12 protein-coding genes are annotated in these 14,527 nt (G+C 52.0%); 11 read left to right on the top strand and 1 reads right to left on the bottom strand.

Going from position 1 to position 14,527, the window contains the following annotated elements; translation table 11 throughout:
• Positions 1-14 precede the first annotated feature (14 nt).
• The gene (gene glgB, locus HMPREF2907_RS00950; protein ID WP_070679177.1) at positions 15-4,325 is read left to right on the top strand and encodes a 1,4-alpha-glucan branching protein GlgB; all 4,311 of its coding nucleotides are present in this window, start codon (positions 15-17) and stop codon (positions 4,323-4,325) included.
• A 248-nt stretch (positions 4,326-4,573) separates the two neighbouring features.
• Here glgB and HMPREF2907_RS00945 read toward each other — a convergent pair whose 3' ends face one another.
• On the bottom strand, positions 4,574-5,266 hold the full coding sequence (locus HMPREF2907_RS00945; RefSeq protein ID WP_070679176.1) for a VIT1/CCC1 transporter family protein: 693 nt from the start codon (positions 5,264-5,266) through the stop codon (positions 4,574-4,576).
• Between the two features lie 188 nt (positions 5,267-5,454).
• Here HMPREF2907_RS00945 and HMPREF2907_RS00940 point away from each other — a divergent pair, with 188 nt between their 5' ends.
• The 10 genes from HMPREF2907_RS00940 to HMPREF2907_RS00895 all read left to right on the top strand — a co-directional run.
• A complete protein-coding gene (locus tag HMPREF2907_RS00940; RefSeq protein WP_141754383.1) occupies positions 5,455-6,882 on the top strand; it encodes an acyl-CoA dehydrogenase family protein in 1,428 nt (475 codons plus the stop codon).
• Positions 6,883-7,000: 118 nt separating this feature from the next.
• Positions 7,001-7,582, top strand: coding sequence for a hypothetical protein (locus HMPREF2907_RS00935; protein WP_070679175.1), 582 nt, complete (start codon positions 7,001-7,003; stop codon positions 7,580-7,582).
• 1,128 nt (positions 7,583-8,710) lie between these two features.
• Positions 8,711-9,334 (top strand): phage baseplate assembly protein V, encoded by a 624-nt coding sequence (locus HMPREF2907_RS00930; RefSeq protein ID WP_070679174.1) that lies wholly within the window; start codon positions 8,711-8,713, stop codon positions 9,332-9,334.
• Positions 9,331-9,657 (top strand): GPW/gp25 family protein, encoded by a 327-nt coding sequence (locus tag HMPREF2907_RS00925; RefSeq protein WP_045074507.1) that lies wholly within the window; start codon positions 9,331-9,333, stop codon positions 9,655-9,657. The genes HMPREF2907_RS00930 and HMPREF2907_RS00925 overlap by 4 nt, the downstream gene beginning before the upstream one ends.
• A 5-nt stretch (positions 9,658-9,662) precedes the next feature.
• Positions 9,663-10,556, top strand: coding sequence for a baseplate assembly protein (locus HMPREF2907_RS00920; protein WP_070679173.1), 894 nt, complete (start codon positions 9,663-9,665; stop codon positions 10,554-10,556).
• Positions 10,553-11,137, top strand: coding sequence for a phage tail protein I (locus HMPREF2907_RS00915; protein ID WP_070679172.1), 585 nt, complete (start codon positions 10,553-10,555; stop codon positions 11,135-11,137). The genes HMPREF2907_RS00920 and HMPREF2907_RS00915 overlap by 4 nt, the downstream gene beginning before the upstream one ends.
• 8 nt (positions 11,138-11,145) lie before the next feature.
• Entirely contained in the window at positions 11,146-12,168 is a 1,023-nt protein-coding gene (locus HMPREF2907_RS00910; RefSeq protein ID WP_070679171.1) for a tail fiber protein, read from the top strand.
• Positions 12,169-12,232: 64 nt separating this feature from the next.
• Positions 12,233-12,973, top strand: a complete 741-nt coding sequence (locus HMPREF2907_RS00905) for a hypothetical protein (RefSeq protein ID WP_070679217.1) — start codon at positions 12,233-12,235, stop codon at positions 12,971-12,973.
• Positions 12,974-12,982: 9 nt separating this feature from the next.
• Positions 12,983-13,642 (top strand): hypothetical protein, encoded by a 660-nt coding sequence (locus tag HMPREF2907_RS00900; protein WP_070679170.1) that lies wholly within the window; start codon positions 12,983-12,985, stop codon positions 13,640-13,642.
• On the top strand, positions 13,626-14,527 hold a 902-nt coding region (locus HMPREF2907_RS00895), incomplete at its 3' end, for a hypothetical protein (protein ID WP_168165187.1). The genes HMPREF2907_RS00900 and HMPREF2907_RS00895, both read left to right, overlap by 17 nt.

Below are 14,527 nucleotides of genomic sequence, written 5' to 3'. Positions count from 1 at the left end.
AGGCGAATTGTGTCATGAGCGAACATTTGGAAGAGCAGGCTGCAGGCTTGGGTATTGATTTGGGTTTCCACGACATCGGTGGAATTTATCATGCGGCCAAGCCCGAGGTTTTGGAAGGGATTATTAAGGCTTTGCAGCAGGACGGTTTTTCAGACGACCGTTATGCGGATACTTTGGTCGCGCATGAAAACGGTCGGGAGTCTTTGCGACTGCCTTCCGAGTTTCATGGCGCGGCTGAAATTTGCTTGGAAGACGAAGCAGGCGGACGGCAGGTTTTGCCGTTGAACCATGGCGAAGACGGCGTGCTTTGGGTTGCGCTGCCGGCTTTGGCTTGCGGCTATTACACTTTGTCTGCGGAAGTGGAAGGCAGCGTCCGCAAGGTGCGGCTGGTGGTTGCGCCGCAGTCGGTTTATCAGCCGAAAATGCTGGAACACGGTTTGCGCATGAACGGGCTGACAACGCATCTGTACAGCCTGCGTTCGCAACGGAACTGGGGCATCGGGGATTTTACCGATTTGCTCGATTTGATGGCGTTTGCGGCGGATAAGCAACTGGATTTCGTCGGCATCAATCCGCTGCACGCGCTTTTCAGTGCCAAACCTGCTTTTGCCAGCCCGTACAGCCCGTCTTCGCGCGAATGGCTCAATCCGATTTATCTGGATGTGGAGAAGGTCGGCGCGTTTTCCTACAACGAAAAGCTGAAAAACTGGCTCAAGCAGCCGAATATCTGCCAGCGCATTGCGGCGTTGCGGATTACGGAAACCGTCGCTTATACGGCGGTTTGGGCGTTCAAGCGTGATGCTTTGCAGAGGGCGTTTGACGCGTTTGAAAACGACGGATGCGAAGCCGCCGAACAAGAGCGGGCGGCATTTGACGCTTTTGCCGAAGAACGCGGCGAGGCTTTGGAAGGCTTCGGTTTGTTTGAGGCGTTGGATCAGTATTACAACCGCTCCGGCGAAGTGGGTTGGCTGTCTTGGCCGTCGGAATTTCATGATCCGCATGGTGAGGCAGTTCAAAGATTTGCACAGGGCCATCGCCGCGAAATCCGTTTTTATATGTGGCTGCAATGGCTTTGCGCGGAGCAGTTGCGCGAAGTGAACGAGGCGGCTGCGGCGCGCGGCGTGAAGCTGGGGATTTACGGCGATTTGGCGGTCGGCGTGGCACGCGGCAGCGCGGACACTTGGCTCAACCGCGCCGATTACTGCATGGATATGGCGGTCGGTGCGCCGCCCGATCCGTTCAGCCCGACGGGGCAAAACTGGGATTTGCCGCCGCTCAATCCGATGATGTTGAAGCACACGGGTTATGAGAAGTTCGTCCGACTGTTGCGTGAAAATATGCGGCTTTATGGTATCTTGCGCATTGATCATGTGATGGCTTTGTGCCGTCTGTGGTGGGTTGCGGGCAAGACGGCGGACTTTGGTGCGTATGTGCATTACGACGCGGATGTGATGTTTGCCATCCTGGCTTTGGAAAGCCGGCGGAATCGATGCGTCGTTATCGGCGAGGATTTGGGGACGGTACCCGACCAAGCGCGGTATTTGCTGAACCGCTATCAGGTGTTTTCTTATAAGGTCGTGTATTTCAGCAAAGGCTGGCACGGCTTTGAATGGCCCGAAGAATATCCCGAACAGGCGATTACGGTGGTCAGCACGCACGATGTCGTGCCCTTGGCGGGCTATTGGACGGGCAAGGATTTGGATTTGATGTTCCGCTTGGGTACGATTCCCGATGCGGAAACTTTTCAGACGACCTTGGAAGCGCGCGAACACGACAAGTCGGATTTGTTCGATAAGTTGAAACACGCAGGCTGCCTGCCTGCCGACGCCGAGATGTCGTCTGAAATCGACGAAACGCTGTTAACCGCCTTGCACCGGTATGCCGCCATGAGCCGCAGCAAACTGTATGCGGTGCAGCTGGAAAACCTGCTGGGCATGAGCGACAACCTGAATGTGCCGGGCGTTTCCGAGGGTTATCCCAACTGGGCGCGCAAAATGCCCGCTGCGCTTGAAGATTTTCCCCACAACCGCCTGATGGGCGGCCAACTTGCCATGATTGGAGAGGTACGCATGAAGAAAAACAGCCGGATGAAGCCTTATCACGAGCTTGACCAAGTCGAACGCGACACGGTCGAAAGCCTGTTTCTTGCCACCCACAGCGATTTGTTCGCCTATTTGGGACGACACCGCCTTGCAGAAGGCGACGAGGTCGTGCGGACCCTGATTCCGAACGCTTGGGGCGTGGATATTGTCAACCGTGAAACCGGCGAACTGATTACGTCGTCTGAAAAAGTCGATGAACGCGGATTCTTTGTTGCCGTGCTGCCCGAAGGTGCGCCCGATTATGCGTTGAACGTCCGTTATGCCGAAGATGCCGAGCCTGTGCGCGAAGAAGACCCTTACCGCTTCGGCTCTGCCTTAAAAGATATGGATTCTTGGCTGCTGGCGGAAGGCAAACACCTGCGTCCGTATGAAACTTTAGGCGCGCATTTTGCCGAAGTGGACGGCGTGAAAGGCGTCAACTTTGCCGTATGGGCGCCGAACGCGCAGCGCGTGTCCGTCATCGGCGAATTCAACCACTGGGACGGCCGTCGCCACGTCATGCGTTTCCACCGCGACAACGGTATTTGGGACATCTTCATCCCCGCCGTCAAACTCAACGCCCTCTACAAATTTGAAATCCGCGATGCCAACGGCGATGTGCGGCAAAAAACAGACCCGTATGCCTTTGGCGCAGAGTTGCGCCCGAATACGGCATCTGTCGTGCGCGGTTTGCCGGAAAAAGTGGACACACCCGACTTCCGCGCCCGTGCCAACGCCATTGACGCGCCTATCAGCATTTATGAAGTGCATTTGGGTTCGTGGAAACGCAATCCTGAAAACAACTTCTGGCTGACTTACGAACAGCTCGCCAAAGAATTGGTCGCATACGTCAAAGACATGGGCTTCACCCATATCGAGTTCCTGCCCGTTTCCGAATATCCGTTTGACGGCTCGTGGGGCTATCAGGCGACCGGATTGTATGCGCCGACCAGCCGTTTCGGTTCGCCCGACGAATTGCGCGCCCTGATTAAAGCCGCCCACGACGAAGGCATCGGCGTCATCCTCGACTGGGTGGTCGGACACTTCCCGACCGACGACCACGGGCTTGCCAAGTTTGACGGCACCGCGCTGTACGAACACGCCGACCCGCGCGAAGGCTACCACCAAGACTGGAACACCCTGATTTACAACTTCGGCAGGAACGAAGTCAAAAACTTCCTGCAAGGCAATGCCCTGTATTGGATAGAGCGTTTCGGTTTCGACGGCATCCGCGTGGACGCCGTCGCCTCCATGATTTACCGCAACTATTCGCGCAAAGACGGCGAATGGATACCCAACCAATACGGCGGCCATGAAAACCTCGAAGCCATCGCCTTCCTGCGCGATACCAACACCATGCTGAAAGAGGTTGTCCCCTCCGCTACCGAAATCGCCGAAGAATCCACCTCGTTCGCCAACGTAACCCGTCAAGAAGGCTTGAACTTCAGCTACAAATGGAACATGGGCTGGATGAACGACACCTTGCGCTACATGATGGAAGACCCCATCAACCGCAAATACCACCACAACAAAATGACCTTCGGCATGATGTACCAATACAGCGAAAACTTCGTCCTGCCGCTCTCGCACGACGAAGTCGTACACGGCAAACGCTCGCTGCTCGGACGGATGCCCGGCGACTGCTGGCAGCAATTCGCCAACCTGCGCGCCTACTACGGCTTCATGTACGGCTTCCCCGGCAAAAAACTCCTGTTTATGGGCAACGAGTTCGCGCAAGGCAGAGAGTGGAACTACAACGAAGGACTGGATTGGTTCCTGCTCGACCAAGAAGGCGGCTGGCACAAAGGCGTACAAAACTTCGTGCGCGATTTGAACCGCGTCTATAAAGACACCGCGCCGCTTTACCAGCTCGACCAATGGTCGGAAGGCTTCGAATGGCTGGTCGCCGACGACGGCAACAATTCCGTCTTCATCTTCGAACGCCGCGACCGCGAAGGCAACCGCGTCATCGTCATCAGCAACTTCACGCCCGTCGTCCACGACAGCTACCGCTTCGGCGTGAACGAAGCCGGCGAATACCGCGAAATCCTCAATTCAGACGACCCCGGTTACAACGGCAGCGGCGTATCCGCCGGACAAACCCTGCAGACCGAAGAGATCTGGTCGCACGGCAGACCCAACTCGCTCGCCGTCAAAGTACCGCCGCTGGCAACGGTTTACCTCTACAAAGCCGCCGAGCCAAGCGCAACGGAGGCAGCCGAGCAGGCAGAAGGCGAAGCGTAAGCTTGAACTGAACTTGTTTTTTGAACACAGAAAGACAGGTTTAAACCAACCGCTTTGTCTGTTTCAGACGACCTTTTGAGATGAAGGGGTCGTCTGAAATTTTTCGGGATAGCGGATAAAGTTCGATATGCCTGATGACATTAGTTTTGACTGGTAAGAGACATTGTGTAAAGACAAACGGATATAACAAAAGGTCGTCTGAAAATACTTTCCTCTTCATTGAGGCTGAGTTTTCAGACGACCTCCGTTCAAACTGCTACACCCGCCAGTTTGCCGATCATACCCGTAACCGCCAACGCCGCCACACCCCACAGGCACACGCGCAGGACGGCGGGAGCGACGAGTGCGCCGCCGAGTTTGGCGGAGGCGTAGCCCAGCGCGGCGAGTCCGAACAAAGTGGTCACCGCCAGCGTAGGGATCAGGGCGGTGGGAGCGGTCAGCGCGATCAGCAGAGGCAGTATGGCGCCGGCGCAGAACGAACCGGCGGAGGCAAGAGCGGCCTGCATGGGCTTGGCAGCGGAGGTTTCGGTGATGCCGATTTCGTCGCGGGCATGGGCGGAGAGCGCGTCGTGTTCCATCAATGCCTGTGCGACTTCGGCGGCAAGCGCGTCGGACAAACCGCGGCGGCGGTATATTTCGGTCAGTTCTGCAAGTTCGGCATCTGGGTTGGCTTCCAATTCGCAGCGTTCTTTGCGCAAGTCGGCTTTTTCCGTGTCCGACTGGCTGGATACGGAAACGTATTCCCCCGCCGCCATCGAGACCGCACCGCCGATCAGGGCGGAAACGCCGGTCAGCAGCAGGGTTTGGAAATCGGGTGCGGCGGCCGCAACGCCGGTTAGCAGCGAGGCGGTGGAAATCAGGCCGTCGTTCGCGCCCAATACGCTTGCGCGCAGCCAGTTGTTGCGGTTGCTGAAATGGCGTTCGCTGTGTTGTGAATACATGGCAGTGTTCCGGCGGTGTTTTGCGTTATGGTAGCACCTTATCGGTTTATCGGGGCGGCGTAATCATGCGTTTGCACGCTGAAAGTCCGGTCATACTTGATAATCATTGTCGCTTAAACGGGTTTGTGGTATAAATCCTAGAAATTTAGCTCTAAACTCTAATAACTGCCGATTAACCGAGAATCATGATGACACACACCGAATCAAGCGCGCAGCCGTCAACTATGGACACGGCTGCTTTTTTAAAGCATATCGAATCCGCATTCCGCCGCATTTTTTCAGACGACCTCAACCTCATGCAATACCTGCCCGAAGACAAATGGCTTGCCTTGAAGCAGGCGGGTTTGCTGTTGCCCTTCCTCGACAAAAAACACGGCGGCCGTAAGGGCAGCCAGTTTGAAATCCAAGAAGTCCTGCGGATTGCGGGGCATTACGGCGTGCCCGTTACCCTGCGTACCGGCATCGAAGGCGCACTGGTGTTGCAGCCTCTGCAAGAGTTTGGCGACGAAGCGCAAGTCGCGCAAGGTTTGGACATGGTTTTTAAAGGCGAGGGCGGCGGTTTGGGCATTACCGAACCCGAAACCTCCGGCGCGGCGATTGCCCGCGAAATGCAGTCCTACTACGAATACATCGACGAACAAACCATTTACGTCAACGCCGCGAAATACTGGCAAGGCAACTCGCAGAGCGACTTTCTCCTCGTTGCCGCCAAAGAGCGCAAAAACGGCAAACTCTCCAAAGTCATCAACCTGCTGCTCGTTCCCAAACAATACATCCGCTACGAAGCCCTCGCATCCGAAGGCCTGCGCGCCGTCCGTTACGCCGTCAACCGCATTGATGCCCAAATGCCCGCTGCCGCCGTCATGAAACTCTCGCAGAGCGATGCCGCCGGTTTGCGCGCGTTCCAAAACATCTTTATCCGCAGCCGCCTGCAACTGATCGGCATGACGCACGGCATCATGGAATACATCCTTGACAACCTGAACCGATATGTCCGCCACGACATCAAATTTGTCGATTACGAACGCCGCGAAATCCAACGCCGCCATCAGGTTTCCGAGATTCTTTACCGCTACGTCTGCCATTGCGTTTCGCCCGTTGCCCCCGTCGCCCATCAGCTGATGGAGGCAAACATCATCAAAACCCTCGCCACGGAATACACTTACGCCGCTGCCCAAATGTTGCAAAAACTCTTGGGTGCGAAGGGTTTTGAACGCGGACACACCGCCAGCAATATCGCTATCGACATCCGCCCCTTCACTATCTTCGAAGGTCCGAACGATATGCTTTATGCCGAAATTTACGACCAGTTCGTCCGCGCCACCGCCGAAGAAAAAGAAGCAGGCATTAAGTTGGACAAAAACCAAACCTTGCTCGATCGTCTGCAAACCGACGCCCGCTTTGCCGCCGTTGCGCGCGACTACACCTTGCCCGAAGACATCCGCAGCTTCCTGAAGGAGCGCACCCTGACCGACGCCTGCGCCTTGCAAAAAGTCTTCATCGGCAAAATCATCGCCCGACTCTTCGCCTTCGTACAGGCGGAACACGAAGACACCGCAGCCTTTCTGTTGAACGACATCCGCAAAGACATATTGGACTGCCGATATTGCGGTTGATGGTTTAAGGCAGAGAGGTCGTCTGAAATCGGTTTTCAGACGACCCAGGGCGGATTTTTATATTTTCAATTCAAAAGCAGCTTCGTTACGAAAATCAAATGAATCAATTGATTTAGCCATGTTCATTGACTTTCAGACGACCTCCAAGTCCATGACCCTCTCCAAACTTCCTCTTTGGCAGACTCCCGAACAAGTCTGCGACATCTTACTTGCGCTGCCGGAAAAGCAGCGCAATCGTGCGTTGTACGAACTCCTCTCTCTTTTTGATCATGAAAACCCGCAAGGTCGGACGGAAGCCGAAAGTCAGCTTGTCGCCCTGAGCCTGCTGTGGCATGACCCGCGTTTTCAAGGTTTGGAAAACATCAAGCATTGGCTGCGCGATGTGCTTGGGCTGGACGAGTCAAACGGTTCATGGCTTGCGTTGCAGGATGACATCGAAACGTTGATGGAAACGCTCCATCCCGAAACCTGCCGCACTTACGGAGAATACGGCGGTATGTTCAAAAGCGCGCAAACGCTCGTACCTTTTGTCGCCCGAATGTTTGAGCGCGATACCGAAGCCTCGCGCAGCATGGCTTGGGACTGTCTGTATTGGAACAAAGAACTCTGCCGCCTATGCCCTGAATGGGATGAATGGTTGAAAGTAGAAATCCGAAATCTGCATGATAAATATGGCAAAACAGATAGTGGGCGCGGTTGATCTATTCTGATAGGCGGGCTTTATGATTGAAAAACAAATCTGACCGCTCCCTATTTTTTCTGCGAATGAAAACGGCTTGCCCAGAGGTTAAGCAATTTTCTGCAAGAACGAATAGCAAACAATAAAAAGGTAGTCTGAAAATGTTCAGACGACCTTTTTTAAATCCGGAACTGGCGGAGCTTTGTTTTTAATGCTAAGGCTTGGGATGAAGCACACCTTATCCAGTCTTAAATCCCTTAGTAGAGAGGGGCCTCCGTTGAATCAGTCATTCAACGGCAGGGCATCCTGTTTACCATGCTCGCAAACAAGGCAAAACATGGATGACCTACCTGTCAATGTCATCTGAAACAAAGTTTTTGTTTTCAGACGACCTCATCTTTTTCTGCAAAATTTGAGGATAAGAAGGTTTACGTAAATACAACAGAAATAACTGGAAAATCTTTTTGTGTAGCTTCGAAGAAATGTGAAGTTTTTTTAACTTTGGCGTACCGAAACGGTAATTAAAAACCCTGAGAAATGGGTATGATATTTAAGGCCAATCTGCTTCAGCCCCAATTTTTATTAGTCAAACAAAAGGCACTGCTTTAAACAGTGCCTTTAAAATCTGGCAGAGAGGAAGGGATTAAGATTAAATAAAAACCTAATGATTTAAAAACAGAATATTTTTTAAAATAGAAAAGTAACATATTAAATAACAAATAAAACATCTAAAATGAAAAGAGGTCGCCTGATAACAATTCAGACGACCTTTTACATTTTTACCGCATCGAAACTTAAAAAACACATACAAAAACGCCGCCACTTGCCCATATCTGCGGAGCTTGTGAAAATAAGCCTGTCATCTGAAGTGATACTCCTTGGAAAGTTGTAAGCATGACAGCCGGAAAGACGGCAATCCCAAAAGCCGCCGTTGCGCCAATCAACGGCGGCTTTTCCAAAATTGAGAAGGCATCATGTTTAAAGAACCTTGCACCATACTGAAAATCAAAAGCCGTCCATTGTTTTTCTGCGGATTGTGGTTTGTTACCTCGAATTGCAAAACGAAAATGGCTGGAAGTTTGAAAGACGAGCCATGTTTGTCAGCAAATCGGCAGCAGAAAATATAAAAATCGGAGACAACATAATCCCATGACAGCCCGTCAATTAGAGAACCTCATAAAAATAGGCACCGTGCAAGAGGTTGACCCAGTGTCAAACCGTATCCGGGTACAACATGGCGGATTGTTGACGGACTGGCTCAAATATAAAACCCCTGCTGCCGGTGGCGTATCGATTTGGCGTTTGCCAAGCATCGGCGAAGCCTGCCTCATCTTATCGCCAAGCGGCGAAACAGAAAACGGCATCGTCTTATGCGGCATCGACAGTACCCAATACCCAGCACCATCACAAAACCCAAATGAAACCATCATCAGATTACCGGATGGGGCGGAAATAAACTACGACCACGTTCGCCGCCATTTAAAAATCAGCGGAATACAAACCGCAGACATCACTGCCGAAAAATCTGCAACGGTACACACAAAACATCTGACTATTGACAGCCCCATGACCGATATTGAAGGCGCGCTAAATGTCAAAGGGCTGCTCACATACCAAGGCGGTATGTCAGGCAGCGGTGGCACAGGTGGAGCGGCAGCCGTTATTAACGGAACAATTCGTCAACAATCGGGCAGCATTATCAGCAACGGAATAAACCTGACCACCCATACCCATAAGGGAGACAGCGGCGGAACGACAGGACAGCCGCAATGACCGACGACAAAACAGGACGCTTGATCGGATTAAAAACACACATTGCCCAATCAATCAAAAACATTCTCTTCACCCGCATCGGTACCCGTGTAATGCGAGAAGATTACGGCAGCCTGCTCCCTGAATTGATAGATATGCCGATGACCCCTGCCGTTATTGCCGTAAGCCATCAAGCAATAGTAACTGCCATCGCAACATGGGAGCCACGAATCAAAATCAGCCAAATCCAATTTGACGTACAGGCCGCCGCTGAAGGTCGTCTGAAAGTAGCCATACATACCGCCCTTGAAGATGGGACAGAGCAAATATTCAAAATAGAGTAAAGAAAATGGCCGAAATCGATTTAACCCGCCTTCCCGCTCCGAAAGTCATCGAAGAATTAGATTTCGAAACGATTTTCGAGCGCAAAAAAACAGCACTGCTTGAGCTTGTCCCATCATCCGTCCGAGAAACTATTGCAGCAACCCTGTCGCTGGAATCAGAGCCGCTGACAATAGACCTGCAACAGCAAGCCTACCAAGAAATGATACTTAGGCAGCGCATCAACCAAGCGGCAGCATCGACGTTGCTGGCATTTGCCCAAGGTAGCGATTTAGACCACCTTGCCGCCGCGAAGGGGATAACAAGAAAAATAGTGCGTCAAGCCGACCCAACTGCCCTGCCTCCCGTCGAAGCACTTTACGAAACAGACGACGACCTGCGCCGTCGCGTCCAACTTTACCCCGAAAAACTCGCCGCAGCCGGTCCGCGCGCCGCCTACGAAGCCCATGCATTAGACGCCCATCCGAAAATCATCGACGCGCGCGCCGTCCGAGAGGTTGCAGGTACGGTCTGCGTCTTTATTAAGGCAGCGGACGGCGTGCCATCAGCAGAAATTTTGCAGGCGGCGCAGGATTATTTGAGCGCGGAGACCCGCCGCCCCTTATGCGATACCGTAAAAGTTAAAGCCGGTCGCCCGAAGGCAGTCAGGATTGCCGCAAGGATTAGATACGAATCGGGTCCGGATTTGACCTTGGTAAAAAACAAGCAGCTTGATGACTTAAAAAAAATGCTCGAAAAAAACAGCAGATTAGGTGCAAGCGTCGCATTGTCAAAAATTATCGGTGCGCTGGATACCGACGGCGTTAAAAAAATCGAAATGGCATCACCGTTGGAAGACATAAATTGTAGCGACGGAGAATACATCGAAATCAGCGAAATCAGCTTGGAGAATATGACATGACAGAAAGCATAAAACCAAGCAGCAGCACCGAATTGCAACACGCGCTATCAAAACTGACATCGGCGGAACTGGCGCAATTATTTGACTTGAATGAAATCGCACGAACCCGCCGCCCTGTTGACTGCCCGCCGGAATGGCTGCCTTGGCTGGCGTGGGAAAACTCAATAGGCAGCGATGAAGGCTGGGACATTGCCGAAACCGAATCCGCCCGTCGGCGAATTGTCGCCGAATACATCAAAATCCACGAAAGAAAAGGGACGCCGTCCGTAATACGACAATTATTCAAAGACTTGGGATATGGCGACATTGAGATAATTGAAAACTACGGAAGTCTGTATTGGGATGGCACCGCCTATTTTGACAGGACATTCGTTTTCGGTGGTCAGGAAGGCGACTGGGCAGAATACAAAATCAAACTGAGCCGTCCGATTACAAACAGCGAGGCCGAAAAGATAAAGAAATGGCTAGGGCAAATCGCGCCGCTCCGTTGCCGATTGGTCGAGATTGACTACAGAAGCAACGCCATCTACTGGAATGGCGAAATCGAATTTAACGGCGAATACAACTTTGGCGCAGCTTAAGGAAAATTATGGCAAACGCAATCGAAAAAAACGAATTCACGCAATATGTTTATCTGGTTGAACCGGGCGATAAAGTCATTGGCGGCGCGGATGCCCCAATAAACCAGCCTTTGCAGGCACTCGCCAACAGGACAAACAATTTAAACATCCGTCTCAAAGCCGTCGATAAAAAAATCAGTGAAAACACCGACACCGTCAAGATTACCGGTGATCAAACCATCAACGGCGACAAAACATTTGGCGGCAATACCGTGTTTACAAAAGGCATTGCCGTGGCAGCCTCGCCTGCGCTTTACGCCGCCAACAAATATATCCATATCGACTCCGACGCGGATCAGGTTTTTTTGCGCAACAAAAACAATAATAAAGCACTGGCTTTAAAAAACAACGGAGTCATCGAGTACGATAATTCGCCGCTGCTTTTGCAACGGAGCATTTCCCATAATCCAGAGCATACCGGTACCAATACCGTGCCGTCATCGTATGCCCTGTCAAAATTAAAAGCCGAAACAATCGATGTTTCGCCATCTTCGAGCGGCTCAAAGCATCGGATATCCATCGGCTGGGACGTCCCCGGACTGGTGGCAAAAGTTGACCAAATATTTTTCAATGTATCAGCACCAAGCGGCACGGTTGTAGCCTTAGCGGGCGAATCAGTGCCTTACGGCTGGCTTGAGTGTCACGGCGCGGCGTTATCCCGTCAGACCTATGCCACGCTGTTCGCCGTTATAGGGACACGCTACGGAGCGGGCGACGGCAGTACAACATTCAACCTGCCAGACCTTCGCGGTGAATTTATTCGCGGCTGGGACGCCGGTCGCGGTCGGGACATTGGGCGCGTCTTGGGCAGTTGGCAGGCGGACGAATTTCGCAGCCATACCCACGGCATCGGGGTAAGACTGGGCGCCGATACCGACAGGGGGCATAATCCATCGACTGTATCCGTTGATAACGAAGGCACAACCGCCGCCGCAGGCGGTGTGGAAACACGCCCGATGAACGTGGCTATGAAATACATCATCAAGATTTAATTTGAAAAGGTCGTCTGAAAAACCGAAACGTAGTTCAGACGACCTTATGGAAAAGGAAAAAGAAATGAGCCAAAACATCAAATGGACTAAACCCGTCTGTCAGCTTGATGCGGAAAATATTTATATTGGTCAAGTCAATGCCGAACTGGACATCTACGCCCGCGACGGTAGTTACCTTATTCCCGCCGGCTGTATTGACACATCGCCACCCAAAATTTCAGCCGGACACGCCGCCCGATGGAACGGCTCGGACTGGGAAATTATTGACGACCATCGCGGCAAAGCAGCGTACCGCAAAGCCGATGGCATTGCCGTTATTGTCGACAAAGTAGGCAGGCTTTCAGACGAATTGACGATGCTTGAACCAGCATCCGAATACTGCGAATGGGACGGTGAAAAATGGATAGAAAACCAAGATAAAAAAGCCGAAGCAGAAGAGGCTAAGCTCGCCGCCGCAAAATCCATTACCTTGTCTCGCCTTAATCAACAAGCACAAGCAATTGTCAATGAACAAAGCGGCATGGACGACCTGCCCGCCTTTGAAGTGCAGAGCTGGGTAGACCAAGCTGCCGAAGCCCGCGAGTGGGAAAAAAATCCGTCTGCACCGACGCCAGTAATCGATCGCATCGCCGCCGCTCGTGGAATCGGTTCAGACAACCTAAAAGCTGTTGTTCTGCGTAAAGCAAAAGAGTATCAGGAATTGAGCGCAGAAGTTGCCGGACGCCGTCAGGCATTAGCTGAAAAAATCGCCGCCGCCAACACAATCGAAGAAATCGAAGCCATCAAAATCGAATTTGACTTTTAAGGCATAAAAATGAGCATCCAAACCAAAAATTTGACCCTGTACCGTGGTGATACCCGAGTTTTTCGCGTCGGTTTTGACGGCGGCGGACTCCCATTTGAGCCGCGTGAAGCTCAATGGGCAATGACGGTTCGTGGTCAGACGGGTGAAGAGTTGAGGCCGCAGCTTAGTGTCAGCGGGCGCGAAATCATTATTACATTTCCTGCCGCCCTGACTCAAAATGTCGCATGGGCAAACGGACAATACGATCTCCGTGCCATTTTTGGCGGTATCGTCTCAACCGTCCTAAAAGGCGACGTATATATCGCGCCGTCAATCTCAAACGTCAGCGGATTTATAGGTGAGGCTACTGAGCCGGTACGCGTCAGCATCATGGAGCAGGGGTTAGTGGTTATGGCATCACCCACTCCGTCAGTCGAGACACCAAAAATGCTGACAGCCGAAGAAATCAGAAAAATCGTCGAAACGGTTGTTAAAGAAAACATCGGTAGTGCAAAACAACCCACTCAACCTACACAACCCGCACCAACGCAACCGGCAACTGGCGGCACGGGTAACAACGCGGCGGCAACGCCCACTCCTGCCCCAACGCAACCGGCAACGGACAATGGCGGGGTTAGTGACGAGGCTTTGGCGGATATTATGAAAGATTTAGATGAAACAAATGACTAAAGAATTAAATAACTTAGAAAAAGCGTTATCGGCAATTGCCAAGAATACGAAGGCGGCAAAGGATACGGCGGCGGACGCCAAAAAACTGGCAGCCATCGAACCTGCCGTAACCGAAGCAGGCGAATTGCAGTATGGCGGAAAAACCATCACTAAACTTATTACACCATCGACCCTTACCAGAGAGGTGGGAGTTGCTTTGGGCGGCCCTGATGTTGCCAATAGTCTGTACAAACAGCAAAGCAATTTTGAAGAATTTCAGGTCAAGGAAGCATCCCGCATTGCGCTTGAACAAGGCGTTTACTACATCGAAGACGCGTTGCCTGAAGACCTTAAGGAGAAGGTTCGCACTCGTCATTACGAAAAAGAGAAAAACATCAATCAAGCAGAAGCGTTGAAAATCGTCCAACTTATTCAGGCGTGGCTGGATAAGTTGCCGTCCAATGTTTGGATTTCCACGCGCGGCGGCGTATTCCCGCTGACTAAAAACGTCGGTTATGCCCCTGATTATTTCGGCGCGGACAACCGTATTAAAACGCGCGGTGTCGGTTATGGTTGGCGAGAAGAAGATGGAGTTAGAAAAAGAATCCCTGATGAAGTCAGATTGACGCTTCACGGTTGCCAGCCTTGTTTGGCGTTCCGTAAATTCAAATTCAATACGATTGATTTTACGAAGGGTACTTTTATTGTCGAAGAGCATGGTCAGGATGCCTTCCACCTTTGTGATGGTTCTGAAGGCACTCGCATCATCCACGCAGGCAATATCACAACCCGCGCATACCTGAAGTATGGCTATAAGTCAGGGGCAGACCTTGACAAAATGCTATGGCCTCCGATTGACGGATGGTCTAAAGAAAACCCGCATCTTGGTACAGGTATGGCGGAAAA

The sequence above is a fragment of the Neisseria sp. HMSC055H02 genome, assembly GCF_001813335.1.
GTDB classification, from domain to species: Bacteria; Pseudomonadota; Gammaproteobacteria; order Burkholderiales; family Neisseriaceae; genus Neisseria; species Neisseria sicca_C.
Note: the sequence above shows the minus strand (reverse complement) of the source record. Positions and strands in the feature narration are given on the sequence as shown.

Bases quoted from the DNA above. Each gene is read 5' to 3' on its own strand.
- glgB (WP_070679177.1), top strand. From the start codon at position 15: ATGAGCGAACATTTGGAAGAGCAGGCTGCAGGCTTGGGTATTGATTTG.
- HMPREF2907_RS00945 (WP_070679176.1), bottom strand. From the start codon at position 5,266: ATGTATTCACAACACAGCGAACGCCATTTCAGCAACCGCAACAACTGG.
- HMPREF2907_RS00940 (WP_141754383.1), top strand. From the start codon at position 5,455: ATGACACACACCGAATCAAGCGCGCAGCCGTCAACTATGGACACGGCT.
- HMPREF2907_RS00935 (WP_070679175.1), top strand. From the start codon at position 7,001: ATGTTCATTGACTTTCAGACGACCTCCAAGTCCATGACCCTCTCCAAA.
- HMPREF2907_RS00930 (WP_070679174.1), top strand. From the start codon at position 8,711: ATGACAGCCCGTCAATTAGAGAACCTCATAAAAATAGGCACCGTGCAA.
- HMPREF2907_RS00925 (WP_045074507.1), top strand. From the start codon at position 9,331: ATGACCGACGACAAAACAGGACGCTTGATCGGATTAAAAACACACATT.
- HMPREF2907_RS00920 (WP_070679173.1), top strand. From the start codon at position 9,663: ATGGCCGAAATCGATTTAACCCGCCTTCCCGCTCCGAAAGTCATCGAA.
- HMPREF2907_RS00915 (WP_070679172.1), top strand. From the start codon at position 10,553: ATGACAGAAAGCATAAAACCAAGCAGCAGCACCGAATTGCAACACGCG.
- HMPREF2907_RS00910 (WP_070679171.1), top strand. From the start codon at position 11,146: ATGGCAAACGCAATCGAAAAAAACGAATTCACGCAATATGTTTATCTG.
- HMPREF2907_RS00905 (WP_070679217.1), top strand. From the start codon at position 12,233: ATGAGCCAAAACATCAAATGGACTAAACCCGTCTGTCAGCTTGATGCG.
- HMPREF2907_RS00900 (WP_070679170.1), top strand. From the start codon at position 12,983: ATGAGCATCCAAACCAAAAATTTGACCCTGTACCGTGGTGATACCCGA.